23 protein-coding genes are annotated in these 25,650 nt (G+C 39.1%); 15 read left to right on the top strand and 8 right to left on the bottom strand.

Features of this window, described 5'->3' with window-relative positions; translation table 11 throughout:
• The first annotated feature begins 103 nt into the window (after positions 1-103).
• A complete protein-coding gene (locus H5117_RS06790) occupies positions 104-940 on the top strand; it encodes a patatin family protein (protein WP_165723372.1) in 837 nt (278 codons plus the stop codon).
• 9 nt (positions 941-949) lie between these two features.
• Here H5117_RS06790 and H5117_RS06785 read toward each other — a convergent pair whose 3' ends face one another.
• The 3 genes from H5117_RS06785 to H5117_RS06775 are packed head-to-tail and all read right to left on the bottom strand — an operon-like array spanning position 950 to position 3,071.
• Positions 950-1,195: a hypothetical protein gene (locus H5117_RS06785; protein ID WP_165723373.1), complete on the bottom strand. Its 246-nt coding sequence runs from the start codon at positions 1,193-1,195 to the stop codon at positions 950-952.
• On the bottom strand, positions 1,192-2,787 hold the full coding sequence (locus H5117_RS06780; RefSeq protein WP_182736823.1) for a PepSY domain-containing protein: 1,596 nt from the start codon (positions 2,785-2,787) through the stop codon (positions 1,192-1,194). Before H5117_RS06780 ends, H5117_RS06785 begins: the two co-directional genes overlap by 4 nt.
• A complete protein-coding gene (locus H5117_RS06775) occupies positions 2,784-3,071 on the bottom strand; it encodes a hypothetical protein (protein WP_182692528.1) in 288 nt (95 codons plus the stop codon). The genes H5117_RS06780 and H5117_RS06775 overlap by 4 nt, the downstream gene beginning before the upstream one ends.
• 236 nt (positions 3,072-3,307) lie before the next feature.
• On the opposite strand from H5117_RS06775, the gene H5117_RS06770 reads away from it, so the two are divergent.
• The 4 genes from H5117_RS06770 (at position 3,308) to H5117_RS06755 (ending at position 7,016) form a co-directional block, all read left to right on the top strand.
• A complete protein-coding gene (locus tag H5117_RS06770) occupies positions 3,308-4,081 on the top strand; it encodes an undecaprenyl-diphosphate phosphatase (protein WP_182736820.1) in 774 nt (257 codons plus the stop codon).
• Positions 4,082-4,287: 206 nt separating this feature from the next.
• Entirely contained in the window at positions 4,288-4,509 is a 222-nt protein-coding gene (locus tag H5117_RS06765; protein WP_007375621.1) for a hypothetical protein, read from the top strand.
• A gap of 172 nt (positions 4,510-4,681) precedes the next feature.
• A complete protein-coding gene (locus H5117_RS06760; protein WP_182736818.1) occupies positions 4,682-6,700 on the top strand; it encodes an ATP-binding protein in 2,019 nt (672 codons plus the stop codon).
• Positions 6,701-6,758: 58 nt separating this feature from the next.
• Positions 6,759-7,016 (top strand): hypothetical protein, encoded by a 258-nt coding sequence (locus H5117_RS06755; protein WP_182736816.1) that lies wholly within the window; start codon positions 6,759-6,761, stop codon positions 7,014-7,016.
• A 117-nt stretch (positions 7,017-7,133) separates the two neighbouring features.
• Here H5117_RS06755 and ahpF read toward each other — a convergent pair whose 3' ends face one another.
• Positions 7,134-8,708, bottom strand: a complete 1,575-nt coding sequence (gene ahpF, locus H5117_RS06750; RefSeq protein WP_182692532.1) for an alkyl hydroperoxide reductase subunit F — start codon at positions 8,706-8,708, stop codon at positions 7,134-7,136.
• A gap of 155 nt (positions 8,709-8,863) precedes the next feature.
• Positions 8,864-9,433 (bottom strand): alkyl hydroperoxide reductase subunit C, encoded by a 570-nt coding sequence (gene ahpC / locus H5117_RS06745; protein ID WP_002960601.1) that lies wholly within the window; start codon positions 9,431-9,433, stop codon positions 8,864-8,866.
• 281 nt (positions 9,434-9,714) lie between these two features.
• Here ahpC and H5117_RS06740 point away from each other — a divergent pair, with 281 nt between their 5' ends.
• The 3 genes from H5117_RS06740 to H5117_RS06730 all read left to right on the top strand — a co-directional run bounded on the left by H5117_RS06740 (position 9,715) and on the right by H5117_RS06730 (position 11,422).
• Positions 9,715-10,134, top strand: a complete 420-nt coding sequence (locus H5117_RS06740; protein WP_182692533.1) for a DUF3429 domain-containing protein — start codon at positions 9,715-9,717, stop codon at positions 10,132-10,134.
• Between the two features lie 67 nt (positions 10,135-10,201).
• Entirely contained in the window at positions 10,202-10,603 is a 402-nt protein-coding gene (locus H5117_RS06735; RefSeq protein ID WP_002960599.1) for a hypothetical protein, read from the top strand.
• Positions 10,604-10,606: 3 nt separating this feature from the next.
• Complete coding sequence (locus H5117_RS06730) at positions 10,607-11,422, top strand: class I SAM-dependent methyltransferase (RefSeq protein ID WP_182736814.1); 816 nt, start codon at positions 10,607-10,609, stop codon at positions 11,420-11,422.
• Between the two features lie 27 nt (positions 11,423-11,449).
• On the opposite strand, the gene H5117_RS06725 is transcribed toward H5117_RS06730, so the two are convergent.
• Positions 11,450-13,054, bottom strand: a complete 1,605-nt coding sequence (locus H5117_RS06725; protein WP_182736812.1) for a GMC family oxidoreductase — start codon at positions 13,052-13,054, stop codon at positions 11,450-11,452.
• Positions 13,055-13,156: 102 nt separating this feature from the next.
• On the opposite strand from H5117_RS06725, the gene H5117_RS06720 reads away from it, so the two are divergent.
• From H5117_RS06720 to H5117_RS06705, 4 genes are all read left to right on the top strand, one after another.
• Positions 13,157-14,167, top strand: coding sequence for an AraC family transcriptional regulator (locus H5117_RS06720; protein ID WP_182695221.1), 1,011 nt, complete (start codon positions 13,157-13,159; stop codon positions 14,165-14,167).
• Between the two features lie 37 nt (positions 14,168-14,204).
• On the top strand, positions 14,205-15,191 hold the full coding sequence (locus H5117_RS06715; RefSeq protein WP_182695222.1) for a Gfo/Idh/MocA family protein: 987 nt from the start codon (positions 14,205-14,207) through the stop codon (positions 15,189-15,191).
• 427 nt (positions 15,192-15,618) lie between these two features.
• Positions 15,619-16,362 carry a FadR/GntR family transcriptional regulator gene (locus tag H5117_RS06710; protein ID WP_002960591.1) on the top strand — a complete coding sequence of 248 codons (744 nt, stop codon included), beginning with the start codon at positions 15,619-15,621 and terminating at the stop codon, positions 16,360-16,362.
• Between the two features lie 232 nt (positions 16,363-16,594).
• Positions 16,595-17,458: a DMT family transporter gene (locus H5117_RS06705; protein ID WP_182736810.1), complete on the top strand. Its 864-nt coding sequence runs from the start codon at positions 16,595-16,597 to the stop codon at positions 17,456-17,458.
• Between the two features lie 72 nt (positions 17,459-17,530).
• Here H5117_RS06705 and H5117_RS06700 read toward each other — a convergent pair whose 3' ends face one another.
• Both H5117_RS06700 and H5117_RS06695 read right to left on the bottom strand, forming a co-directional pair.
• Positions 17,531-18,727 carry an MFS transporter gene (locus tag H5117_RS06700; RefSeq protein WP_182694246.1) on the bottom strand — a complete coding sequence of 399 codons (1,197 nt, stop codon included), beginning with the start codon at positions 18,725-18,727 and terminating at the stop codon, positions 17,531-17,533.
• Positions 18,728-18,801: 74 nt separating this feature from the next.
• Entirely contained in the window at positions 18,802-19,896 is a 1,095-nt protein-coding gene (locus H5117_RS06695; RefSeq protein ID WP_182736808.1) for an NADH:flavin oxidoreductase/NADH oxidase, read from the bottom strand.
• A gap of 477 nt (positions 19,897-20,373) precedes the next feature.
• Here H5117_RS06695 and H5117_RS06690 point away from each other — a divergent pair, with 477 nt between their 5' ends.
• From H5117_RS06690 to H5117_RS06680, 3 genes are all read left to right on the top strand, one after another.
• A complete protein-coding gene (locus H5117_RS06690) occupies positions 20,374-22,788 on the top strand; it encodes a TonB-dependent receptor (RefSeq protein ID WP_182736806.1) in 2,415 nt (804 codons plus the stop codon).
• An 85-nt stretch (positions 22,789-22,873) separates the two neighbouring features.
• Positions 22,874-24,454, top strand: coding sequence for a sulfotransferase (locus tag H5117_RS06685; protein ID WP_182736803.1), 1,581 nt, complete (start codon positions 22,874-22,876; stop codon positions 24,452-24,454).
• A 431-nt stretch (positions 24,455-24,885) separates the two neighbouring features.
• Entirely contained in the window at positions 24,886-25,632 is a 747-nt protein-coding gene (locus H5117_RS06680; protein WP_182716833.1) for a glycoside hydrolase family 19 protein, read from the top strand.
• Positions 25,633-25,650 lie beyond the last annotated feature (18 nt).

Below are 25,650 nucleotides of genomic sequence, written 5' to 3'. Positions count from 1 at the left end.
TCCGCGATGTGTACCCTGCTTTAATTTTTTATCATCTTCAGTAATCTCTATCGCATTTTTTAGACTGAGTTGATAACATCAAATTTCATAAAAAGGATTGGCCATGAACAACAATAATAAAAACACACTCGTCGTTGAAGGCGGTGCAATGCGCGGTATATTTGCCGCTGGTGTGCTTGATGAGTTTTTAAAACAGCAATACCAGCCATTTGAACGCTATTTTGGTGTTTCAGCCGGAGCAACTAATATAGCCGCATTTTTATGCAAACAACCAATGCGAAATTATAAAGTGATTACCGACTATTCATGCCGTCCTGAATTTATTAATTTAGCGCGCTTTATTAAAGGTGGTCATTTATTTGATTTAGATTGGTTATGGCAAGAAACAATTCGCGAAATACGCCTTCATACAGAGGTATTCGAACAAACTCCACAAGAGTTTTATATTGTATCTACGGCAATCGAATCAGGCAAAGCACACTATTTAAAAGCCACCAGCGCCGATATGGTGCATCAATTAAAAGCATCATGCGCTATACCCATTGCATATCGTGACTACCCTATTATTAATGACATAGCGATGACCGATGGCGGTGTTGCTGATTCAATTCCGGTTATAAAAGCTTACGAAATGGGTGCACGCGAAATCACCGTTATTTTGTCTCAATGTTTAGGCTATCGTAAAAAACCAAGTAAGGCACCTTGGCTTACTAAAAAAATGTATAAAAACTATCCTGCATTAGTTCAAGCGACCTTAGATAGGGCTGATTTTTATAATAAGTCTATCGATTTTATTATGAATCCACCAAATGACTGCAAAATCAATATTATTGCTCCACCAGCTAATTTTAAAGTTGGCCGAACCACTAAAAAGTTTGAAATACTTAATAGTGGTTACAATATGGGAGTTGATGCTGCTAAGGCCTTTTTAGCTAAATAACTGCATTTTTTACCCTAATAATTGCGGCGCTTTACCCGCAATAACTGCAGTTAGTAACCCTGCTAACATAGCTCCTACAACGGTGCATATTGCACCGCCTAAAATACCATAAACACTCATAAAGCATATCAGCGCTAAACTAAATAGCAGTGTACATAAAAAAGCTTTAGTGGGTATTGTGAGTGTGTTTTTGCGTATATTAAGCATCATTAATAATAGACTTACCATGGCAATTATAATTAGTAGTTCGTTCATGCGGGTTGTACCTCTGCTTGTAATTTTTGTGTGTTTTTTATTTTTAAGGCACCAAAAATACACGCGATACCCACCACCATAAAACTTATATCTACTATCGCGACAAGCGAGCTATTAAGGTTAATAACATTGCTCACGCCAAATATAATATTGAGCGGCAGCACCAAAGCAAGCGAAGCGCCGCATAGCAAAAGAGTCAGCTTAAAATAGTTTTTATAACCTATAGGCAATACACTTAAGAGTAACCATGCCAACCACGTATAAAAAAACACGGGTCCAAAAAAGCTATTTTGCGCCACACCAATAACGGTATAATTAAGTACAACTTGCAAAGGAAATAACACAAAGCTTGCTAATACCAAGCCTCCACAACTACCAATAATAAAACGATTCCAGAGTGCATATGCCTGCACACTCAGCGACGGGCTACTGCCACGTGTACGCTTTGCTAGCCACATCATCATGCCCGAAATAGGTAAAAGCGCAGTACTTAAGCCAAGCAATACCCAAAGTAATTTTACAAACACCCCTGCAAAGTTCCCAAAGTGCAGCGGAAACATCAACTCAATTACTTTTATCGAAACACCTGAAATATCACCAAAACTACTCATCGACTGCACAAACTCACCATTGCCTTTATAATGCAGTAATTGAGAAGCAACAGCCTCGCCACCTAACAAACGCAAATACACCTGCGCATTCGCATCGTTATGCGCCATTATTGTGACATCCCTAATTATTGCTTCAGGGTAACGACTATGAGCATTGTCTAAAATAGTGTCTATTTTTGTAGGTTGCTTAATGTGGCTAACTACCGGCTCAGGAATAGCGGTAAACGTTTCTATTAACTTATCTTGATCGCCACCAAAGCTCACAAACGCAGCTGCTGGTAATAAAATAACGGTCGCAAGCCCTAAAAATGATCCTGTAAAACCAATTACAATATTAAATACGCTGCCCCAAATACCTATGACCTTATGAGCATCGCTTACTGCAATATCTAATCCTTTATCTCGCCTAAACGTAAAGAGCTCTTTTATCAATTTACGATGAATAAACAAGCCTGTCACTGCACTTACTAAAAGTGTTAAACCTAAAAAACCAGTGAGTATTAACCCAATTGGTCGCCCTAAATGCAAATCTGCATGAAACTCACCTATATAAGTTGGCGCATCCGTTTTTTTATTAGCGTAAAATTCTTTACTAGGCCCATAGTAAGTATTTTCCAGCGCCAATGTATTGGGATGAAATTGAAATACTCTGGCCACCTCTTGGTCATAGTTTTCATCGCCATGGTGGGATTCAAATACCAACGTTAATAAATGAAAGTTATGTCCACTTGGTAAAAACACATGAATGTTTTCGCCAAATTCACTAGGCACCTGTTTATGGTATTCGTTTACTAGTCGATTAATTTGCGCGCTGGCAACGTGTTGGCTAGATTGTAGCTCTGGATTTGCCCATATTTTTAACTCAGGTCGCGACAGCACTGCTAACGCCCCACTAAATGCAACAATAAATAGCAGTACAGCAGTAATAATTCCTACCCAGCTATGTAATAAAAATAGCTTTTTTAAAGTAATCGACTTCATCCCTGCCCCTGCGTTAACGCCCAAAAACTCAATAAACCATGTAATACACACAGTGCAAACATTACAACAAACGGTTGCCATACCTTTTGCGCCAAATACGCATAAATAAACAACGCAGTCCAAATAACAGGAAAGAGTAAAATAGGCAGTAATATTTGTTCATTCATTTGAAACGGTAAATAAGTTGTCATACCCGGAATCATTATTACCGCAGTAATTAGCGCTAGCACACATGCAATTAGGTGCCTTCGCCGTGTAGCTGTAAACGTTTTTTTATTATTCATTATTCGCTCATTAAATTTGCCCAAACATATACAAAACATCATATGCAAATGATAACAATTGTTATTATATTGTGCATTTAACACTTAATGCAATTTATTAAACACATTAAGTCTAAAAATACTGTTGGTTTGCTTTAAGAGCTTTTATGCTACGCCTCGCAATTTAGGTACGCAGTAATGCGTCATTTCAGTTAAGCCGAGTTCGGGCTTTTTAATTTTTCAGGAAGCAGTAAACCGTGGATATAATTAACGCGATTATTTTAGGTATTATTGAAGGAATAACAGAGTTTTTACCCATATCATCAACTGGGCACTTAATTGTAGCGTCAAAGTGGTTAGGCATTGAATCAACAGACACTAACCTCGCCTTCGAAGTCATTATCCAACTTGCCGCCATTTTAGCGGTACTAGCCAACTATAAAGACAAGTTTAGCCCTAAACATTTCAATTTATGGGTGAAAGTTGCCATTGCATTTATTCCTTTGGGTATTATTGGTTTTATATTTAGTGATGTAATAAAAACACTGTTTAGCGTACCAGTAGTAGGTGTTATGTTTATTGTAGGCGGTGTGATCTTTTTACTATTAGAGCGCAGTTATAAAGAGGCTCACTGCACAACTACCGATGTAACCCAAGTTACTTATAAACAAGCACTTTGGATTGGCGTAGCACAAGTATTTGCGTTAATTCCGGGGACTAGTCGTGCTGGGAGCTCTATTGTTGGTGCCATGTTGTGTGGTTTAAACCGAAAAACCAGCGCTGAATTTTCATTTTTACTTGGTTTACCTGTACTTGCAGCAGCCTCAGGGTACGACTTACTTAAACATTACCAACTGTTTAGCTTAGATGACCTAACTGCCCTTGCTGTAGGTTTTTTAACGTCTTTTATAGTTGCTTATTTTACTATTAAACTATTCATACGCTTTCTAGAAAATTTCACTTTTGTTAGTTTTGGTCTTTACCGAATCGTATTTGGTGTTATTTTACTAACTAACCTGAATTCTGGTTAAGAGATTTAAAAACACTATAAATAATAACGATATTTAAGTCTGTTTCTCTCTAGCTAGAAATTTTTGGTGAAAACAAGGCGAATTTACGCGTCAATAGCTGGTCTATTGCAAGGAAATTCAACGCAGTTAGCGCTAAAAATAGCTGCTTGAGATAGATTTATTATCCAGAACTCAGGTTAGCTATAGCCTAAACATAAGAGAACATTATGAGCGAAAAAATAAACGAAGAAGCACTCCACGCCCTAAAAATAGCTTTTACTTACATGCCTAAAGCGATTGAAGTGACAAAGTATGAATATGGCGAGCGCTACCAAAGCGTACTTGATCACATTGAAGCTGTACGTGAAACACTGCTTATTAACGATGTTGACCCAGAGGAAGTAGGCGGCGATATCAACCCTGAGTACACACCAAACTCAACGTACTAATATACACAATAAGCTGCGAGCAACTTACTCGCAGTTTGTGTTTAAATCAGTTGTGCTTAATTAGAGAAAGTTTATATAAAGTAATAATTAACTAAATATATTTAATTTTTTTGTTAAACTAGTGCTTTATCAAGCTATAGACTCAGTTCTAAAACCAACAGGATGTTTACTATTGAATTTTCTTAGGCAATTTCACGACATAGTATCTAACCAAAGTTTAGACTTTGATGAAAAAACCCATCAGCTACTAGCATTTGGACTTAAAGTGTTTAACCTTGATTTAGCTATTATTAGTAAGGTCGAGAAAAACTGCTACACCGTGCTACATGCCATTACGCCAGATAATGCATTAGAAATAGGTACTCAATTTGATTTAGATGGCACCTATTGTGTACACACTCTTAGTGCGGGTTCTGCACTTGCATTTCATAACGTCTCACAAAGCGCAATTGCTGACCATCCTTGCTATGCAAACTTTAAACTTGAGTCATATATTGGGGCACCTATTAAAATAGGTACCGATATATTTGGAACTGTAAATTTTTCTTCTGCCAATCAATCTCCAGTATTTACAGATGCCGCCTACGACTATATTGAGCTATTTGCGCAGTGGTTAGGGGCAGAACTAGCTCGCAGCATCACTAAAGAAAAATTAATAAAAAACAGCAATAGCTTATTAAAACTAGAAAGCATAGCAAATATAGGCACGTGGGAAGTTGACCTTACTAATAATAAAATTTATTGGAGTCAGCAAACTAAACAAATCCATCAAGTTGATGAAAACTATCAGCCTGAAATTGAATCTGCAGTTAACTTTTATAAAGAAGGTGCAAGCAGAGACGAAATAAGTAAAGCAGTTGAGCTTGCTATACAACACGGCGAAAAGTGGCATCTAGAGCTTGAAATTATTACAGCCAAAAATCAGACCATTTGGGTATCTACATTTGGTGAAGCCGAATTTGACGGTGATACCTGTGTACGTTTGTTTGGTACCTTTCAAAATATTACCGAAGCAGTGGCTTTAAGAGAAGAGCTTAAAAATAAACAAGAACAAGCCGAGCGATTACTCGAAGATAGAAGCATGCTTTTTGCAAAAATAAGCCACGAACTTAGAACACCGCTAAATGGCATTACGGGCATGCTTACTACGTTAATAGATGAACATAACGAACAAAAGAGAACCGAAAAAATAAAAGTCGCGCTGCGTAGCGCAGATATACTCTTGAGCATAATAAACGAAGTACTCGATTTTTCTAAAATTAACCACGGTGAGTTAAAACTAGAACCCACGGATGTTTTATTAAATACAACATTTACTGATCTCATTTCTTTGTACACCCCGTTATTTAAAAACAGCAATGTAGAACTAGAAGTAAAAAATGAAATTTCTGATAGCTGCTGGGCATATTGCGATAACACACGCCTAAGTCAAATTACCTCCAACTTATTAAGTAATGCGTTAAAATTTACTGAGCGTGGTTGTGTAAAACTGCACACGTCTGTGATTAATAACAATAATAAATTAACGCTAAACATTAAAGTCGCCGATACGGGAAGAGGCATGTCTAGCCAATTTCTTGAATCTTTATTCTCCCCTTTTACTCAAGAAGTAGATGCTAAAAACAGTAAAGGAGGCACAGGACTTGGCCTCGCAATAGTTAAAGAACTTGTTGAGTACATGGGTGGAACAATCAAGGTCAGTAGTAAAGTTAATCAGGGAACTACTTTTTCGCTAAGTATCCCTATAGAGCTAGGTAAAGAGCAAAAAGTAGAGCTAAATCCGCTATCAAAAATAAACATTAACGCTTCTAAGCTTTCTGTTTTAGTGGTGGATGACAACGACATAAACAGGCTAGTTCTTGATGCGTCGCTTAATAAACTCAATATAAAGCCAGACTTTGCAGTAGATGGGCAAGATGCCATATTTAAATGCGAGCAAAAGCATTACGACCTTATTTTTATGGATTGTATTATGCCTATACTCGATGGTTTTGAGGCTACAAAACAACTGCGATCAAAAAGTATCTGTCCGCACGATTCAACCTATATTGTTGCCCTTACAGCCAATACTTCATCGCAAGATAAATTAGCGTGCAAACAAGCTGGTATGGATATGTTTATTTCAAAACCGTTTAAAATGCATTCTTTAGAAGTCGCTATTGCGTCAGCGGCGCAATTACTAAAGCTTTAAAAATATTAGCTTTGCACACTTAACCGCGTGCTAAATATAGTTAGATAAGGCATTAACAATGAAAAACATAATTAGAACTATATTACTAACTGTCCTTATTGTTGCAGTATTTAAAGGCGTTTCCACTGGGCAATGGAGCTCATCAATAACAATAGTTATCGTATCGGGCGTATTGCTGTTAGTTACATTTATCAGTGCTAAGTCATCACGTGGATCATCTGTTTATACTGGCAGTGACTCAACAGCTTCCTCTAGCAGTAACTCATCACATTCTTATACAAATTGCGGCGGCGATTCTGGTGGTGGGTGCGATTAAATCGTGTGCTAATTCTTAAGCATTAAAAAAGCCGCCTTTGGAGAAGGGCGGCTTGGGTTAACAAACAGCTATGGGTGTAGCCTTGCTGTTATATCAAGAGAGTTTTTACTAATTACATTAAGCAGCGCTTTGATCAGCTTCTTCAGAGTGACGAATTAAATAATCAAATGCGCCTAAGCTTGCTGTTGCACCGCTGCCCATTGCAATAATAATTTGTTTAAACGGAGTATTGGTTGCATCCCCCGCGCCATAAATGCCTGGTAATGAAGTTGCGCCTTTAGCATCAATTAGTATTTCACCAAATTTGCTTAATTCAAGGTCGCTGTCTTTTAACCACTCGGTATTTGGTATTAAGCCTATTTGTACAAATATACCGGCAAGTTCAAGCTCTTTGCTCTCCCCCGACACTCTATCTGTGTACATTAAGCCAGTTACTTTTTTACCATCACCAAGTACTTCGGTTGTTTGTGCACTTTTTATAATAGTAATATTAGCCATGCTTTTAGCTTTACGAATAAGCACTTCATCGGCTCGTAGTGTGTCTGCAAATTCAAGTACCGTAACGCTTTGCACAATATTAGCTAAATCGATTGCCGCTTCTATACCTGAATTACCACCACCAATTACAGCAACAGGTTTGCCTTTAAATAAAGGGCCGTCGCAATGTGGGCAATATGCCACACCGTGGCCACGATACTCTTGCTCACCTGGTACGTTCATTTCGCGCCAGCGTGCACCAGTTGCAAGTACGAGCGACTTAGCTTTAAGTACTGCGCCATTTTCTAGTGTAATTTCGTAACCATTGTTATAACCAAGTGCCGCTGCACGCTGATTATGCATTACATCTACATCGTATTCTTTAACGTGCTCTTCAAGCTGGGCAACCAATTTAGGCCCTTCAGTCGCTTTAATCGAAATAAAGTTCTCTATTGCTAGTGTATCGGCAACTTGTCCACCAAATCTATCAGCAACAATGCCTGTATTTAACCCTTTTCGTGCTGAGTAAATTGCAGCCGACGCGCCCGCTGGGCCGCCACCAACTACCAGTACATCAAACTCGTCTTTTTCGCTTAGCGCTGCTGCTTGTTTAGCAGCCCCTTTGCTATCTACTTTATTAAGTATGTCAGTAAGGCTTAGTGCACCTTGGCTAAATGGTTCGCCATTTAAATATACAGCCGGAACAGCTAAAATATTTCGTTCTTCTACTTCATCTTGAAATAATGCACCGTCAATCATGGTGGCTTTAATATTACTGTTTGTCGCTGCCATAGTGTTAAGTGCTTGCACTACTTGCGGGCACGTTTGGCAACTTAAACTTATGTATACTTCAAAGTTCAGCTCTTGAGTAAGCGATTGTATTTGCTCAATGTCTTCGCTTTTAGCTTTACTTGCGTGTCCGCCAGTATGCAAAAGTGCTAACACTAAACTTGTGAATTCATGACCCATAGGTACGCCTGCAAACGTAACATGAGTTTTTTTAATAGGCGAATGTACAACCATTGACGGGCGACGTGCGCTTGTATCAGGATTGCTTATTACAGTAAATTTATCGCTTAGTGAAGCTAAATCGTTTGCTAAGCTTTCTACTTCTGCTGATTTTTTGCTGTCATCCAAGGCAATAAGCAGCTCAACAGGTTGAGTAAGCGATTCGAAATGGCTTTTTAATTGATTTTTTATGTTGTTATCTAACATGGCTTAACCCTTTTAGGAAAATTTAAACAGCAAGCCTCCCATGCCAAATAATGCATGTGCTTAAACAAGTATATTGATATAGGAGGCACCAACAAACGAATGTTCGTTGATTTAAGGGCAGTTACCTGCCCTTATAAAAGTGGGTAAACCTATATTTAGATTTTACCAACTAAATCTAGTGAAGGTGCAAGTGTGTCTTCACCTGGCTGCCAAGATGCAGGGCAAACTTCACCATCGTGAGTTGCAATGTATTGTGCAGCTTGTACTTTACGAACTAGTTCTTTAGCGCTTCGGCCAATTCCTAAATCGTGAGTTTCGATTACTTTAATTTCGCCTTCTGGGTTCATTACAAATGTACCGCGAAGTGCTAAACCTTCTTCTTCAATCATTACACCAAAGCTACGTGTAATACGCCCTGTTGGGTCGCCAATCATTGGGTAAGTAATTTTACCGATAGTGTCTGACGTGTCATGCCATGCTTTGTGAGTAAAATGAGTGTCAGTAGATACTGAGTAAACTTCTACGCCCATTTCTTGAAGTTGTGCATAGTAATCTGCAAGGTCACCTAATTCGGTAGGACATACAAATGTAAAGTCTGCTGGGTAAAAGAAGAAGATAGACCATTTACCTAGAACATCTTTTTCAGACAATTCTACAAAGTCACCGTTGTGGTAAGCGGTTGCATTGAATGGTTGTAATTTTGTATTGATTAATGAAGTGCTCATGGTATTTCCTCATCTGTGTTTATGTATTTTAAAAGTAATCAACGCTTTCGTTTTAAACGACCTTCTGCGTTGGCTTGATTAATACAATAAGGCCAATAGGAAATTAAATAAAATTGATTGTTTAGATTAAAACAATCGATTTTTTGGGTTGAACTATATAATCATTGTTATCGTAAGCATTATTTGAATTGTAAACGCTGGTGAATTATTAAGACCGCTAATCGCAATACTGCTACAATAGCCGCGCTTCAAATAAGTCATTAAATATAAGGCACACCGTAATGGAAAAATTTGTTAACCATATACAGCTAGGTTACCTAGGCTTAATCCCGTTTTTAGGGTGTGTAGGTTGGCCGCTCATGTTTGGCAGTAATAGCCTTAACTTGGAGTTTTTTACTTTTTACAGTATCGCCATTTTAGCATTTATGGCGGGTAACTTATGGCGCGCCGGAGAGCAAACTTATAGCAATGCGATAAAAGCTGTTGTTCCTGTAATACCTATACCATTTTTATCATTTTTACCTGTTGAGTGGGCACTCGCTTGTTTAGGTGCTAGTTTTTGGTTAGTACTTATATTTGAAAAAGCCACGCCGCAATGGCAAACCTATCATAAAGATTATCAAAAAATGCGTTTTGTACTTACCTCTGTTGTGTTTGTGTGTCATATCCTTACTATTGGCATGAGTATTTACCCTAAATAGCAGCTGTAAACTTAAATATTGCATGGTAATAAGGTAATATCCGCGCACTGCTATTTGAGGACACACCATGATTGACCAACTACGCCAACAACTCGACGAACTTGGCGAAAACTACGTAGAAAAAAACGCTGCATTTAAAATCAAAGTGATCCCATTTTTTTGTGCTATTCGCATTAAAAAAGATCATAAAAGCGAAGGTCGTTTAAGCTTTTATTCAAGTCAATTACTCGAAATATTTTTAGTTGTCTTATTTTTGCTATTCGGTTTAACACTGTACGATACAGATGCAGGATTTACTCACGGCCCTATTCATATTGCCTTTGCCATTTTAATTACCTTTAATCTTATTATTAAACAAATCGCTATTGAAGGGTTAAAAACCAGACTTGCGTTTCATCGTTTACTAGCAAAAGACTCACAAACAAATAGCGATATAAATAATACTGCTACAAACATAAACGCTAAATAAAATATGTATTTAAATCCTCAATGGCGAATACTCACCGTAGGCGATGGCGATTTATCGTTTTCGAACGCTATTTACACTCATCTATCGCCAAAAGCTTTGGTTGCATCCACTTACGATGACCAAACTACTATTGAGCAAAAATACCAGCACAATGCACTTAGCAACTTAAAAGCGCATAACGTTGAGGTACTTAATAGTTTTGATGTAACAAACCATGCATGTTGGCAAGCTCTAAGTGAAAACCAGCACAGCTTTGATGTGGTTATTTTTCAGTTTCCGCTTATACCTGCATTTGTTGGCCGAGAAGCGTTTGAAAACAACACGCGCCAAACCAGTATGAACGTATTAAACCGCGCTTTACTGCACCAATTTATTAAATACGCTAACGAATACGCGCTTGATAAAAATGGGCCAATGCTTTGTTACATCACCTCAAAGGATGTAAAACCTTATCGAGAATGGAATATAGAGGGGAGTTTAAATAACGGTTTAACCGCAGATTACTTAGGCCAAATCCCATTTGATATTAGCCATTTTGAAGGTTATAAAATTCGTAATGTTGACCGCGACAAACACGTTAAAGACACAAGCGGCATAACTTACGTTTTCAGCCCAAAAAGTCTCGAAAAACATACTAGCGAATTAAGCTCACGCCTTACAATGCCTGCATACTTAACATCTAACCATTGCCCCCTATGCCGCGTTGGGCCTTATGTGGCAAGCGAGGACGAAGCCAAGCATCTAAACGCTAAAAAGCATCAGCAAATGCTGCATCTTGAAAGCGATTGGCAACAATGGCTAAATGAGTTTTATAGCTAATTAATAGCCCTACTACTGTTTATTTAATTACTTCCTTGCGTGTTTAATTAAATCAGCCGCTTTTTCAGCAATCGCAATTACCGGCGCATTTGTGTTGCCGGTAATAATAGTAGGCATAATCGACGCATCAACTACGCGTAAGTTACTTACCCCGTGTACTCGTAAATTAGTATCTACCACTGCCATTGAGTCTTGCCCCATTTTACATGTCCCGACCGGGTGATATTCGGTATCTGCAGTTTGGCGTATAAACTCGATTAGCTGATCATCATTATTTATATCAAGCGTGTAGAGCATTTTACCGCGTATGTTATCAAAAGCGTTGCTTTGCATAATAGCGAGTGTTTTTTTAAGACCAGCAAGCATTACAGTTAAATCATCTGGATGGCTTAAATAATTAGGGTCAATAAGCGGTGCACTACGCGGGTTGTTATCTGCTAATGTAATCGTGCCTCGGCTTTTAGGGCGCATAATACTGCTGTGTATACTGTAACCATGCCCAGTGTGTAATTTACGACTATGATCGTCCACCAGCCCTATTACAAATTCTAGCTGCACATCGGGCGCTGGCGAGCCTTCAAATAATTTAATAAACGCGTGCGACTCTGCAAAATTACTGGTTAATCGCCCTTCTCGTTTACTAAACCAGTTAACGCATCCTTTTAAAATGCTGGCAATGCCAAGCGGGCTTATACCAAATGTGCCTTTACTTGTTTTTGATTTATAAAGTGGCACTACCGTTAAGTGATCTTGTAAATTAGCGCCAACACCTTCAAGTACGTGCTGAACCTTAATGTTATGTGCACTTAACTGCTCTTTTGGGCCAATACCCGAAAGCATTAATATTTGCGGCGAATTAATAGCGCCAGCACTGAGTATTACCTCTTTTTTAGCACGTAAATTAATAGCCTCTTTATTGCGCTCTATTTGCACACCTTGCGCTATCTTATTGGTTACATTTATTTTATTAACGTGGCTATGGGTTAATACCGTTAAATTCGGGCGGTTTAAATACGGTGTTAAATATGCTTTTGCTGCACTACAACGCTCGCCATTGTGCTGAGTTACCTGCGATAAACGCGCGCCGCTTTGCTCTTTGCCATTTATATCGTCGCTTAAATTAACGCTCTGCTCAGCACAGGCATTTAAAAAATATTGGTTTACATTGCTTGGGTTACTTAGCTCTTGTACATGTAGCGGGCCTTTTGTTCCGTGCAGCTCATTATTTATAAACGCTTTATTGTTCTCAGATTTAATAAAGTACGGGAGTAAACTCTTAAAATCCCAGCCTTCATTACCAAGCTGTGCCCAATTATCGTAATCGTATTTGTTACCGCGAATATAAACCATTGCATTGGTAGAGCTTGAGCCACCCAATACTTTGCCGCGCGGCACAAAACCACAGCGGTTATTAAGCTCTTTTTGTGGCACCGTATTGTGATGCCAGCTATTTATGCCATAAGGCACACTCGCTGCTATGCCAGCTGGCATTTGCACAAATGCACTTTTATCGCTGCCGCCAGCTTCAATTAAACACACACTGACATTTTTATCCTCAGACAATCGCGATGCCATAACGCAGCCGCCACTGCCTGCGCCAATCACAATGTAATCAAATGTTGTATTGTTCATGGTGTACCTTAATAAAAGTTTTAAACGGCCTTAACAGTAATAGTGCATAGAAAAACCCAATAAAACTTGATATTTTTAGACATCACTTATTTGGGGTTAACCATGAGCAGCCTAATCAGAGCCACGTCATTACAAGGTATAGACATGCTAATTAGCGAATTTGGCGGCGATCCGCATGAAATAATGCAAAGCTGTAATATTAGTAACGTTGACTTTAAAAATCTCGACAACCAATATTTACCTTATCGAGATTACGCTGAGCTTTTAGAATACTGTGCTTGTAAGTTCAATTGCTCTAGTTTTGGCCTTAAGCTCGCAAGTAGACAAAACTTTGATATTTTAGGACATATTGCAATAGCTGCCAAAAGTAGTACTAATTTAGGTGATGCACTTAATTGGGTTATTAAATACCTTCACTTACACAGCCCTGCACTTAGCTTAAATTCGCACCCTTTAGAGAATGATAAAAGCTTGTTTTTATCATTCGAAATTAATTTAAAACCATTACCGCACATAAACCAAGTCATTGAGCTAACCATTGGTTTAGCATTAGCTGTTATTAAAAAGCTGAGTAATAACCGCTGCAAACCAATTAATATATTTTTGCCAAAAAAGTTAAGTACTAATACTCGTGCCTATAACACTTACTTTGGTTGTAACGTTATAGAGCATCGCAACAGCGCTGGCATTGTAATCTCAAAAAGTGATTTAACTCTTGAGCTTGATCACCCTAAACTAAATAAAGTACAAGCAGCGCTAAACTTCTTGGCAAAAAACAAAGAACACACACAACCGTTGCCCAACCAAGTTAGTGCGCTAATTAGGCCTATGCTTCCTATTTATCAATGTAGTAACCAAACTATTTCAGCTGCGCTGGGTATGCACCCGCGTACTCTGCATCGAGAACTTATCAAACATAATACGAGTTTTGTAAAACTAAAAGATGCCACTCGCCGCGCTTTAGCTGCACACTATTTAGCGCAAAACCAATTTACAATCTCAACCATATCTGAGCTTTTAGGATATCAGGAACAAGCAACACTAAGTGTTAATGTTAAACGCTGGTTTGGATGTTCTCCTCGAGCATATAGAACTAAAAAAATGTTAAACTAAATACTCTTATTATTTTTATTTAAGCTAAGGAGTGAGCATGAACTTTGTTATTGTTGGCACCAATTTTATTAGCGACACATTGTTAGCCGCTGCAAATACGTTAAACGATTTTAATTTATATGGGGTGTGCTCGCGCGCAGTATCTAGCGGCGAAGCATTTTTAGCCAAACACCCACAAAATGCACAAGCAAAAATTTTCACCTCAATCGAGCAAATTTGCCAAGATCAAAATGTCGATGCTGTCTACATAGCCGCCCCTAATAGCTTACACAAACAATATGCCGTTATGTGTCTAGAAGCGGGTAAACATGTCCTTGGCGAAAAACCATCAGCTGCCAATTCTAAAGAGCTTGCAAGCATTATAGCTACAGCAAAAAAGCATCAGCGCCTTTACATGGAAGCCATGATGACCTCTCACTTGCCTAACTATGAACAGCTACAACAGGCAATGGTAAAAATTGGCACACCACGTAAGTATATTGGCCAGTACAGTCAATACTCATCGCGTTACGATAAGTATAAAAATGGAGAACGCCCAAACACATTTTTACCCGAGTTTGCAAATGGTGCTTTAGTTGATTTAGGGATTTACCCGCTGTATTTATTAATTGCACTTTGGGGGGCACCAAAAAGCGTGAGTGCCAGTGGCGTATTGCTCGATACTGGTGTAGATGGTGCGGGCGATGTATTACTAAACTATGCAGATAAACAAGCCGTTATTAGTTACTCCAAAATATCGCAAGGCGACAACATAACCGAAATACAAGGCGAGCTTGGGCGCATACGTATAGAAGCCGTATCGCAACTTAAAAAAGTGGAATTTATTGCTAATAATGGTGATGTAGAGATTATATCCCAGCCGTTTGATGAGCACTTTATGAAATACGAAGTTGAGCATTTCATGTCATTAGTGAAGCAAAATATCCTTGAGTCACCTGTTAATACGCACATTTTAGCCAGTAACGTAATGAGCGTTCTTGATGAAGCGCGCAAACAGCTTGGGGTTGTGTACCCTAACGACTAATTAAATAAAATATGGGCGTTAACCAACGACAGCTAACGCCCAGAAGAAAGCTTAAATAGCTCTCGTACAACGACACATTTTACAAAACACTTTAAAATAGCGATCCCCATCCATGGGCAATCAAATACTTCTACAACAAACTTAACACTGACAACCCAACTCGGTTTATTACCAATATTTATTACTCAATAACCTTAAATCTAACCTAACACATAAAAACATTACCAATCAAGCTGGCCAATTACATTATTTTAAACTAAATTGGTAATACAAGAATGCAACCGTTGGTGTATAGTGGTTTTTAACCCTAACATCGCGTTAGAATTTTGACATAATAGTGAATTTTAAGGTAACCTCTGATATTAACAGTTGGTTTTGACTTATAGGCCCCAGAGGCCATTATTCCTTAAGGTAATGAAGGTAAAGTATGGGTAATCGTCGCTTATTTTGGCGCATAGTTGATAAAATTGAGTCTTTAATAAATCAAGGCGAATTTTCTGCTGGGAGTCGTTTACCACCTGAACGTGAACTTGCAGAAATGTTTGATGTAAGCCGCCCTACCATTAGAGAAGCTATTATCGCATTAGAAGTACGTGGCCGAGTTGAAGTTAAAACTGGCTCTGGTGTTTACGTAGTAGAACAAAAAAATGCATCTATAAAATCAAAAGAGATCAGTGCATTTGAACTTACTCAAGCTCGCGCATTAATTGAAGGCGAAATTGCCGCTCTAGCTGCTCAAAGCATTACAGAAGAAGAACTAGAGCAACTAAATAAAACATTAATTGCTATGGAAAAAGGCCTATATGTTGAGCAAGCCGATCGTGAGTTCCACGAAATTATAGCTAGAGCAACGCGTAATAAAGCACTTGAATTTGCAGTGTCTAACTTGTGGGATTTACGTTTAACAAATCCACAAATTGTTGCTGACTATGGCAGTGTGTGTAAAAACAATAACGAGTGCGTTATGGATGAACACACCGCTATTTATACAGCCCTAAAGTCGCATGATGCAAATGCAGCGCGCAGTGCAATGCACAAACATTTTAACCGCTTAATTAATGCTTTATTTGACGCTGTAGAATCGCGTGCACTTGAAGAAATTAAACGTAAAAATGATGAAAAACGAGGCCTCTACTCGCTTGATGGCTTAGTTAATAAAAGTGCCCACTAAGGCCTTTTAACCAACTGATTAAAGTTAGCAAACGCCTGTTTGCTAACTTTACCTCTTACTTTATTTACCTTCCCTATTTAATATACTTTTTATTGCGTTATTTTTGGTCGCAAACACTTACCTATAAATTTAAAAAAAGATACTATGCCGCCATTAATATCGGGTGGGTTTAGCTTTTATACTCCCTGCATTACATAACTAATTGATAGAGTTACTCAACTCAAGGATAAAAATGCAAGCATCTTCAAAAAGTTATTTACTGGCTATCGTGTGTGTATTGCTTGCCATGATGACCATTCAAACGGGCGCGTCGTTTGCAAAACAGCTTTTTCCAATTGTTGGCCCTGAGGGTACGACGGCCCTTAGGCTTGGTTTTTCTGCCTTTATACTTTGCTTAGTGTTTAAACCTTGGAAACACTTACCCACTACGGGTAATCGTATTCCTATAATTGTGTATGGTTTAAGTTTAGGCGGCATGAACATTTTGTTTTATTACGCTATTGAACGCATTCCACTAGGCATTGGTGTAGCACTTGAATTTACAGGCCCGCTTACTGTTGCCTTATTTTCATCACGCCGCAAACGTGATTTATTTTGGGTTGCCTGTGCTATTGCTGGTATTTTGCTTCTGCTTCCAGATATGAGCGGGCAAGATAGCCTTGATCCATTAGGTGTAGCGCTTGCTCTTGGTGCCGGTGCATGTTGGGCAGGTTATATATTATTTGGTAAAAAAACCGGCACACAAAGCTCTGGTGGTGCCACTGTCGCACTGGGCATGACTGTTGCCGCTATAGTGCTAGTGCCTTACGGTGGCATTATGCAAAGCGCCGCGTTTACGTGGGGAATTATCCCACTGGGTATTGGTATTGCTATTTTATCAAGCGCACTGCCTTACACACTTGAAATGGTTGCACTGCGTAACATGCCTTCACAAGGGTTTAGCGTAATGATGAGTTTAGAGCCTGCAATAGCTTCGCTCGCAGGGTTTATTATACTGGGTGAATTACTTACTTTATGGCAGTGGCTCGCTATTTTACTTGTGATTATTGCATCTGTTGGTAGCTCGTTTTCAAACGCAAAAAAACAGGCTACTTAATTAACTACCAAATAAGCTAAATAAAGTCACCACACAACATGGTGACTTTATTGTGTTTTATCCGGTAATTTTTTAACTCACAGCCTTACTTCGCTTTTTAGTTGTAAGCAAATAGCCAATCAACGAAATAAGCGGCATACCGGTAGCCACCAGTGCAATACCAGTCCAACCACCTGCTTCATATAATGGGCTGGCAATAAGCGAGCCTACTGCGCCACCTACAAATATACTAGTCATGTAAATAGCGTTTAAACGCGCACGGCTTTGTGGCTCTATTGCATACACTGCACGTTGACCCAATACCATATTGGCCTGCACAGCAAAATCAATAAACACACCGGTTAATGCCAATACTATAATACCGTAAGGTAACTCAAATAAGCTTGGTAAAAAGCACAGAGCTGCAATGAGTTTGGCCAGTAACGATAGCTGATGCGTATAGCCCTTATCAGCCAAACGCCCAACAATGGGAGCTGCTACAGCACCTGCGGCGCCCACTAGTGCAAACAATGCTATTTCTGATTGGGATAAACCATACTCACGGGCAAGCACAACCGGTACGCTCGTCCAAAATAAGCTGAACGATGCAAACATTAACGCTTGAAAAAGTGAACGTTGGCGCAGCACTGGCTGGCTTATCATTAATTGTTTAAGCGATTTTAATAACTTAAAATACGTTGTTTTATGGGTTGGTTGCCTACTTGGAATAGCAAAATAAATTACGCCAGCAATAAACACCATACACCCTGCTGCAAAGTAAAATACGGCGCGCCAACCAAAGTGATCGGCTATTAAGCTCGATATAGGTCTTGCTAGCAAAATACCTAACAACAAACCCGCCATAATATTACCAAGAACTTGTCCGCGTTTTTCGTCAGACGATAAATGCGCAGCAAGTGGAATAAGCACCTGAACAGAAACCGAACTTATACCTATCATCAAACACAAAATAAGCATTACATTAGGTGAATCAGCAAGTGCCGTACCCACTAAACTCAAAAACGACACACCAAGAGTGACCAACATAAGCTTTTTATTTTCAACTAAATCAGCTAGTGGTACTAAAAAAAACAACCCCAAAGCGTAGCCTATTTGTGTAAGCGATACGATAAGGCTAGCACTGTGCGCACTTAATCCAACTTCTGGGGCAAGTAACTCAATAATAGGTTGAGCGTAATAAATATTGGCAACAATAAGACCGCAACACAAAGCAATAATAGTAACGAGTGTATTGCTAAGGGGTTGCGCTGAAACGCCTGTTTGGGTCATGTGTGTCTCTACTTTATAAAAATAATAAAACCCAACCCGCAAACGCGGGTTGGGTTTCTACAAAAAACTAAACTTTATTTTATTGGTGATGGCTGCCCATGTGGGCTTGAGCGTAAATACTGTTTAGGTGCAGTTACTGTAGCGCCAAGCTCTGCAGCTGCATGCCACGGCCAGTGCGGGTTATATAAAATACCACGCGCTAGTGCTACGCCATCGGCTTGCTGCTCACTAATAATATCTTCGGCTTGTTGCGCCTGTGTAATTAAACCCACCGCTATAACAGGCATTTTAACTGCTTCTTTTATGGCTGTTGCAAACGGTACCTGGAAATTAGGTTTAACTGGTATTTGTTGCTCTGGGCTTAGGCCCGCCGTACTTACATGAATAAAATCACAACCTAGTTCATCAAGCGCTTTACTAAGCACTATCGATTGATCTAAATCCCAGCCACTTTCAACCCAATCGGTTGCCGAAATACGCACACCCACTGCTTTATTACTGGGGAATACCGCTCTTACCGCTTTAAACACATCAAGTAATAAGCGCATTCTGTTTTCTAGGCTGCCACCGTAGTTGTCATCTCGCTTGTTTGAAAGTGGCGACAAAAATTGATGTAACAGGTAACCGTGCGCACCATGTAGCTCGATTAAATCAAGGCCGAGTTCATCAGCGCGTTTAGCTGCACTTACAAAATCTTTAATTAGTGAATCTATGTCAGATTGGCTCATTGCTTTTGGCACTGGGCTGTTAGCGTCGTACGCAATTGCCGAAGGTGCGAGCGTTTGCCAGCCATTTACATCATCAGGTGCAATGGCATCGCCACCGTCCCATGGTTTTTCAGTTGATGCTTTGCGCCCAGCATGCGCTAACTGAATACCAATAGGCATAGGGCTGTATTGCCTTACTGCTTTTAGGCTTTTACCTAATGCTTGCTGGGTTTCGTTATTCCAAAGCCCCAAATCGCCGTAGCTAATACGCCCTTCTGGGTTTACTGCTGTTGCTTCTAAAATAAGTAACCCTGCACCACTTAAACTCAATTGGCCTAAATGAATAGTATGCCAATCGCTAGCAGCGCCATTATTGGCTGAATACTGGCACATAGGGGCAATAATAATACGGTTATCTAACGCTACTTGCCCAAGTGATAAAGGCGAAAATAGTTGGCTCATTGTTAATCCTTAAAAACACGCACAAAAAAGTGCGGACAAAATAAAAAAGAGAATACGAAGCGGCAATCAAACACGCTCACTCAAAAGCTTATGCAGTCACTTATAATTACGACTATCACTCATAATGGGGATAAAAACACACTTTAATAGTGCTAATAAAAGTATAAGTAATGACATTATGAAATATTAATTTTAATGTAATAATCTGTTTAACGAGCACGTCATAACACCAGCTTTAAAACATGAATGACTATTTACCTTTAAACAAGGGTGTAATTTTTAACCTAACTGTACCTAATTCCACTAAGCTATTGCTTGTATTGCCTATTAACCAAATAAAAACCCTGAAAATAAGCCATATTTATTCTATAAAAGTGAATTAAAATTCAATTTAAATATTCCCAGCTACTTCACTCCCTGATAAACTACTTAACTTAATTTACTAATGTAAAACATTTGAACTGGGGATCACTTTTTATGTTTAAACCAAGCTTGTTAACCTTGGCTATTTCGAGCGCTGTTTCTAGCGTATTTTTATTACCAAATGCCGCTCTTGCTCAAGAAGAAGTTGCCGCTAAAAACAAATCACTCGAAGTAATTGAAGTTACAGCAACAAGGCGCAGCGGTTCTGTGCAAAATGCACCGCTAAATATTACCGCTCTTGATGCAGATATTATGAAAGATCAAAATATCAATGAGCTTGCGGATGTAGCACGCTGGGTACCTGGTTTAACAATTACTGATCAAGGTGGCCGCTCAGGCTCGCCTATTATTGTTCGTGGTTTAAATACAAATTCTTCTGGTCCATCGTCAGATGGCGGCACAGTATCTACTTATATAAACGAAATTCCAGTTTCGGTAGATATGCGCCTAGTAGATATTGAGCGCGTTGAAGTATTAATTGGGCCACAAGGCACCCTTTATGGTGCAGGCACATTAGGCGGTGCAATTCGCTACATGCTTAAACAGCCTGAGCTTGATTTTACATCGCTTGAAGTATACGGCGACCTATTTCAAACAAAAGAAAGTGACTCTTTAGGTGGCGAAGGCGGCTTTATATTTAACCTTCCTATTATTGAAGATAAATTAGCAGTTCGTGCAAGCTTAAACGTATATGAAGATCCTGGTTTTATCGATTACGGCTACGTAGTACGTGAGCCTGGCGTATCGTTGCCAGATCCAGATTGGAGCGATAGCTCAGCAGTTAATAACAACCTTAAAAATGTAAAAGACGCCAACGGCGAAACCACCACTACTGGTCGTATTTCTGTTCGCTTTAAACCAAATGAATCGTTTGAAGGTACGCTTAACTACTTTTACCAAAACCAAGACAGCGAAGGCCGCTCGATTGTTCATTACAACAGCCTTAATGCAAACAACGGTTTAAGCGACGTAATAGGTAAATACGAGTCGGCTTATCGCTTTGAAGAACCTCGCGAGAAAAAAGATCAATTACTAAGCCTTGAGCTAAAAGCCGACCTAGGTTTTGCAGAGCTGGTATCGGCTACTGGTATTTCGAGCTTTGATGCCGACGGCCAACGCGACCAAACAGACTTACTTATTCGTCTTGATTACGGCTATGAAGAGTTTCCTTCGTTTTCATCTTTCACGCGTGAGATTGAAGAAGAAGACACCTTCACCCAAGAGCTGCGTTTAGTATCGCAAGGCGATAGTGACATAAACTGGATTGTTGGTGCGTTTTACAACAAAATAGAAACGGATGCTTCTAGTAAAGAGTTTACGCCTGGCTTTGGTGACTTTGCAGTAGAAAACTTTGGCGCTTCGCAGTCTCGCCCAGATCAACTTGAGTACTTCTCGGTAGATCGTACCGAAATAACAGAATCAGCTTTATTTGGCGAAATAGGCTACCAAGTAACAGAAAAACTAGACGTAACTTTAGGTATGCGTTTATACCAATACGACGTTGAATCTGAGTCAGCTGTAGATTTTCCATTATTTAATACCTTATTTGATGACGCAGCACCTGATGCTATTTCATTAAACTTTGAAAAAAATGAAGCTGACGATAACGGCAGCCTCTTTAAGTTTAATGCTAAATACCAATTCACAAATTCAGTCATGGGCTATGTAACGGTAAGTGAAGGATTTAGAATCGGCGGTTCAAATGGTTTAGCACCGTGTCCTGATCCATTACCAGCTAACCAAGCAGGTTGTGGTAGTCCAGAAGAAATGCTTTACGATGCCGATACAACAACAAACTACGAGTTAGGCTTTAAAAGCACCTGGTTTAGAAGCCAACTTCACTTTAACGCCGCGCTATTTAACGTAGATTGGGATGATGCACAAATTGCAGGTGCTACTGATGTAGGCCAACTACCGTACTTATCTAACGCAGGTAGCGCTAACGCAAAAGGGATTGAAATATCTACCCGTGCCATTTTATCTGACTCGTTTTCAGTTTATGCAACCTATGCTTATACAAAAGCAGAGCTAACATCAGATGCACCATTTTTGTTTAATGCTGATGGTACCGATGGCGCAGAAGACGGCGACCGTTTACCAGGCTCTCCAGAACATCAGTTCTCAATGGGTGTAAACTATCAAACAGATGTATTTAACGACAAAACGCTTGATATTAACTACGGTTTAACCGCGCAAAGCGATGTAATTACAAGAGTTGGCTTGCATGACAATGGCGAAACACTACCAGGTTACAGCTTAAGTAATATATCAGCTAAATTAACAGCTGATGCATGGTCAACTACCCTATATGTTGATAACCTATTCAACAAATACGCGGTTACATCCGTTCGTCGTTCAGATGCCGATATAACATCAGCTAATGGCGCCGACATACAACGTAACTACGGCCATTACATTAATCGCCCGCTTACGGTGGGTGTTAAATTTAACTACAAATTTGAAATATAGTTTATAGTAATTTTTAAACAATGTTCTAAGGCTCAAATTTATTTGAGCCTTTTTATTTTCTTTCACAAAATAATTACCAAAAACCATGCAGCCAAATTTAAAGCAACTTCATCAAAGCGCAATACACTCCCTAAACCAAGGTAAAATAGAGCAAGCACACAAAGCCCTAGTGGAGTTAGTTACACTCAAACCAGACTTTGCTGATGGGTATTTTTTGCTGGCAATGGTTAATTTAACTGTTGGGCAAATACACAAAGCAATAAAGCTCATCGAAAAAGCCCTCACCCTTGGCCAAAGTATTGAATACACCGCGCAACTTGCTAAATGTTACGCACTTACTGGCGAATTACAAAAAGCAAAAAACACCGCACTATCGGTGCCATTAAAGCAAATAACTAAAGCACTTGATGCCGACACACTCGGCGTTGCACTTACTCAAGCAGGTATTCACGAGCAAGCACTTAACTACTTTGAGCGCGCTATTACACTGTCTACAGCAGCTAACAAAGCTCAACCTCAGTTTTATTATAACTACGGTGTAAGTGCTAAGTTTTTAGGGCTATTTTCAAAAGCCCGACACGCTTTTGAAAATGCCATAGCGCTTAACCAGCTGCACCATCAAAGTCATTTTGCATTAAGTGATTTAACTAAAGTAAGTACACAAAACAATCATATTGAACGCTTAAAAAACGTGTTTGAGCAAGTAACAAACCCCGATGCAAAACTGCATATTGGCCATGCTTTAGCTAAAGAGTATCAAGATATTGGTGAGTTTTCAGACGCTTTTAACGCGTTAGAGCAAGGTAAAGTAGTAAAACGTGCTGTACAGCCGTTTGATCATAAAAGCTCAACTGAGTTATTTGAACATATTAAACTCTTAAGTGAACAGCACACACAAGCGCTGACACAAGGTAACCCAACGGCAGAGCCTATTTTTGTATTAGGCATGCCCCGCTCTGGCACCACATTGGTAGAGCGTATTTTATCGAGCCACAGCGACGTGCAGTCAGCCGGTGAACTGCAAGACTTTGGCTTAAGTGTTAAAAGGCTCAGCCAAACACAAACACCCCATGTGCTCGACACTCAAACACTCAGTAAAGCCTACGAGCTTGATTTTAATCAGCTTGGGTCAACCTATTTAAACGCAACACGCGTAATAACAGGCAGCCATAAGCACTTTATAGATAAACTCCCGTTTAACTTTTTTTATATCGACTTAATAACCAAAGCACTGCCAAACGCCAAAATAATTTGTATGCTGCGCGACCCAATGGACACCTGCATTGGTAACTATCGCCAGTTATTTACTATAAATAACCCCTACTACGCGTACTCGCTCGATTTACTCGACACTGCCAAATTTTACAGCCGCTTTTACAAACTCATGCAGCACTTTAGCGCCCTGCATAGCAATATAAAATTAGTAAAATACGAAGAACTAGTCGCCCAGCCCGAGCAGCAAATAAAAGAGCTAGTTAGCTTTTGTAATTTAGAGTGGCAAGCACAGTGTATAGACTTTCACTTAAACACCTCACCGGTCTCTACTGCAAGTAAAGTGCAAGTACGCCAACCACTTAACAACAAAGCAATTGGCCGTTGGAAGGCATTTAAGCCCCATACTGATGAGGCTGAGACCTACTTAAAACAACAAGATATTATAGGATGAAATATCACTTCTATTTTATATAAATTCGCTTAATTAATTTATAGTCAGGTAATTACTTTTTAAAATAAATATAAGCACTGTGACGATCAAACTTACACAGTTGCCAATGCTTACTGACAAATATTGATAGAAAAGGAATAATATAAATGGAATAAAATTCAGCTAATGTTCCCTTGAAGGGGCCACATAGTGAGTGGTATAGTTACTAAAGGATTAAAATTTTAATATTTAAAGAACTAAACTTAGTAAATATAACAAGGTTAACTAATAGTGTTGGTCACGGTGCTAGGAATGCCCCACTAGATGTTTTAGTACTACAAAGGCTTTTATTAGGTACCACAAAAAAGTATTTCGGTAAAAAAGTACTAAAGCCCGATGGATATTATGGTAGTAAAACTGAAGAGCAACTAAAGCTATTTCAATCCGCTGCATTGGGTAATAAACACCCAAGTAAAAAAGTTATACCTGATGATTTAACTCACAAAGCACTTGTAGCCTCATTAAGTCAGAACTTTCTAAAAAAGCACAAAGAAGCTGCCCTTTTAAATCAAGTTCAAGTTATTGATTATGAACACTTCATTAAAATATATAAAAAGCAGTTCCCTAATGAGCAAGCATTTAATGATCTAAAAAAACTCTTGATTGAGTGTGTAATGGATCCTCACATTACCGATATCCGATGGATTGCTTACATGTTAGCGACAGTAAAACGTGAGTGCGGACGTACCTGGAAACCAATTAAAGAGTGGGGAAAAGGAAAAGGTAAGCTGTATGGTAGCGTACACGATGTTCCAACTACTTCAACTGTAGAAAAAAACATATATTACGGAAGGGGTTATGTACAATTAACATGGGATTATAATTATAAAAAGGTTGGCGATGCTTTAGGGCTTGGAGATAAGCTCTATATAAATCCAGACCTAGCACTTAATCATAAAATTGCATATGCAATAATGTCTTATGGCATGCGAGAAGGTTTATTTGCTAAAGCGAAGCTAGGCCAATTTATATCAGGTGCAACTTCTAATTATATTGGAGCTAGGAGAATAATTAATGGTCAAGATCACGCTTTAGAGATTGCTAATGACGCTATAATTTTTGAGCGACTATTGAAAGCGTCACGAGGTACATTTGAATTTGAAAAGTTATTATTCTCAACAAATGTAGCGTTAGCTTAATACACATATACTTTTATG

The organism is Pseudoalteromonas sp. SG45-1, from assembly GCF_014164135.1.
In the GTDB taxonomy this organism is placed as follows: Bacteria; Pseudomonadota; Gammaproteobacteria; order Enterobacterales; family Alteromonadaceae; genus Pseudoalteromonas; species Pseudoalteromonas distincta.
Note: the sequence above shows the minus strand (reverse complement) of the source record. Positions and strands in the feature narration are given on the sequence as shown.

What these genes read in the sequence shown, in the direction of transcription:
- H5117_RS06790 (WP_165723372.1), top strand. Translation starts at nt 104, where the DNA reads ATGAACAACAATAATAAAAACACACTCGTCGTTGAAGGCGGTGCAATG.
- H5117_RS06785 (WP_165723373.1), bottom strand. Translation starts at nt 1,195, where the DNA reads ATGAACGAACTACTAATTATAATTGCCATGGTAAGTCTATTATTAATG.
- H5117_RS06780 (WP_182736823.1), bottom strand. Translation starts at nt 2,787, where the DNA reads ATGAAGTCGATTACTTTAAAAAAGCTATTTTTATTACATAGCTGGGTA.
- H5117_RS06775 (WP_182692528.1), bottom strand. Translation starts at nt 3,071, where the DNA reads ATGAATAATAAAAAAACGTTTACAGCTACACGGCGAAGGCACCTAATT.
- H5117_RS06765 (WP_007375621.1), top strand. Translation starts at nt 4,288, where the DNA reads ATGAGCGAAAAAATAAACGAAGAAGCACTCCACGCCCTAAAAATAGCT.
- H5117_RS06755 (WP_182736816.1), top strand. Translation starts at nt 6,759, where the DNA reads ATGAAAAACATAATTAGAACTATATTACTAACTGTCCTTATTGTTGCA.
- ahpF (WP_182692532.1), bottom strand. Translation starts at nt 8,708, where the DNA reads ATGTTAGATAACAACATAAAAAATCAATTAAAAAGCCATTTCGAATCG.
- ahpC (WP_002960601.1), bottom strand. Translation starts at nt 9,433, where the DNA reads ATGAGCACTTCATTAATCAATACAAAATTACAACCATTCAATGCAACC.
- H5117_RS06740 (WP_182692533.1), top strand. Translation starts at nt 9,715, where the DNA reads ATGGAAAAATTTGTTAACCATATACAGCTAGGTTACCTAGGCTTAATC.
- H5117_RS06735 (WP_002960599.1), top strand. Translation starts at nt 10,202, where the DNA reads ATGATTGACCAACTACGCCAACAACTCGACGAACTTGGCGAAAACTAC.
- H5117_RS06730 (WP_182736814.1), top strand. Translation starts at nt 10,607, where the DNA reads ATGTATTTAAATCCTCAATGGCGAATACTCACCGTAGGCGATGGCGAT.
- H5117_RS06725 (WP_182736812.1), bottom strand. Translation starts at nt 13,054, where the DNA reads ATGAACAATACAACATTTGATTACATTGTGATTGGCGCAGGCAGTGGC.
- H5117_RS06720 (WP_182695221.1), top strand. Translation starts at nt 13,157, where the DNA reads ATGAGCAGCCTAATCAGAGCCACGTCATTACAAGGTATAGACATGCTA.
- H5117_RS06715 (WP_182695222.1), top strand. Translation starts at nt 14,205, where the DNA reads ATGAACTTTGTTATTGTTGGCACCAATTTTATTAGCGACACATTGTTA.
- H5117_RS06710 (WP_002960591.1), top strand. Translation starts at nt 15,619, where the DNA reads ATGGGTAATCGTCGCTTATTTTGGCGCATAGTTGATAAAATTGAGTCT.
- H5117_RS06705 (WP_182736810.1), top strand. Translation starts at nt 16,595, where the DNA reads ATGCAAGCATCTTCAAAAAGTTATTTACTGGCTATCGTGTGTGTATTG.
- H5117_RS06700 (WP_182694246.1), bottom strand. Translation starts at nt 18,727, where the DNA reads ATGACCCAAACAGGCGTTTCAGCGCAACCCCTTAGCAATACACTCGTT.
- H5117_RS06695 (WP_182736808.1), bottom strand. Translation starts at nt 19,896, where the DNA reads ATGAGCCAACTATTTTCGCCTTTATCACTTGGGCAAGTAGCGTTAGAT.
- H5117_RS06690 (WP_182736806.1), top strand. Translation starts at nt 20,374, where the DNA reads ATGTTTAAACCAAGCTTGTTAACCTTGGCTATTTCGAGCGCTGTTTCT.
- H5117_RS06685 (WP_182736803.1), top strand. Translation starts at nt 22,874, where the DNA reads ATGCAGCCAAATTTAAAGCAACTTCATCAAAGCGCAATACACTCCCTA.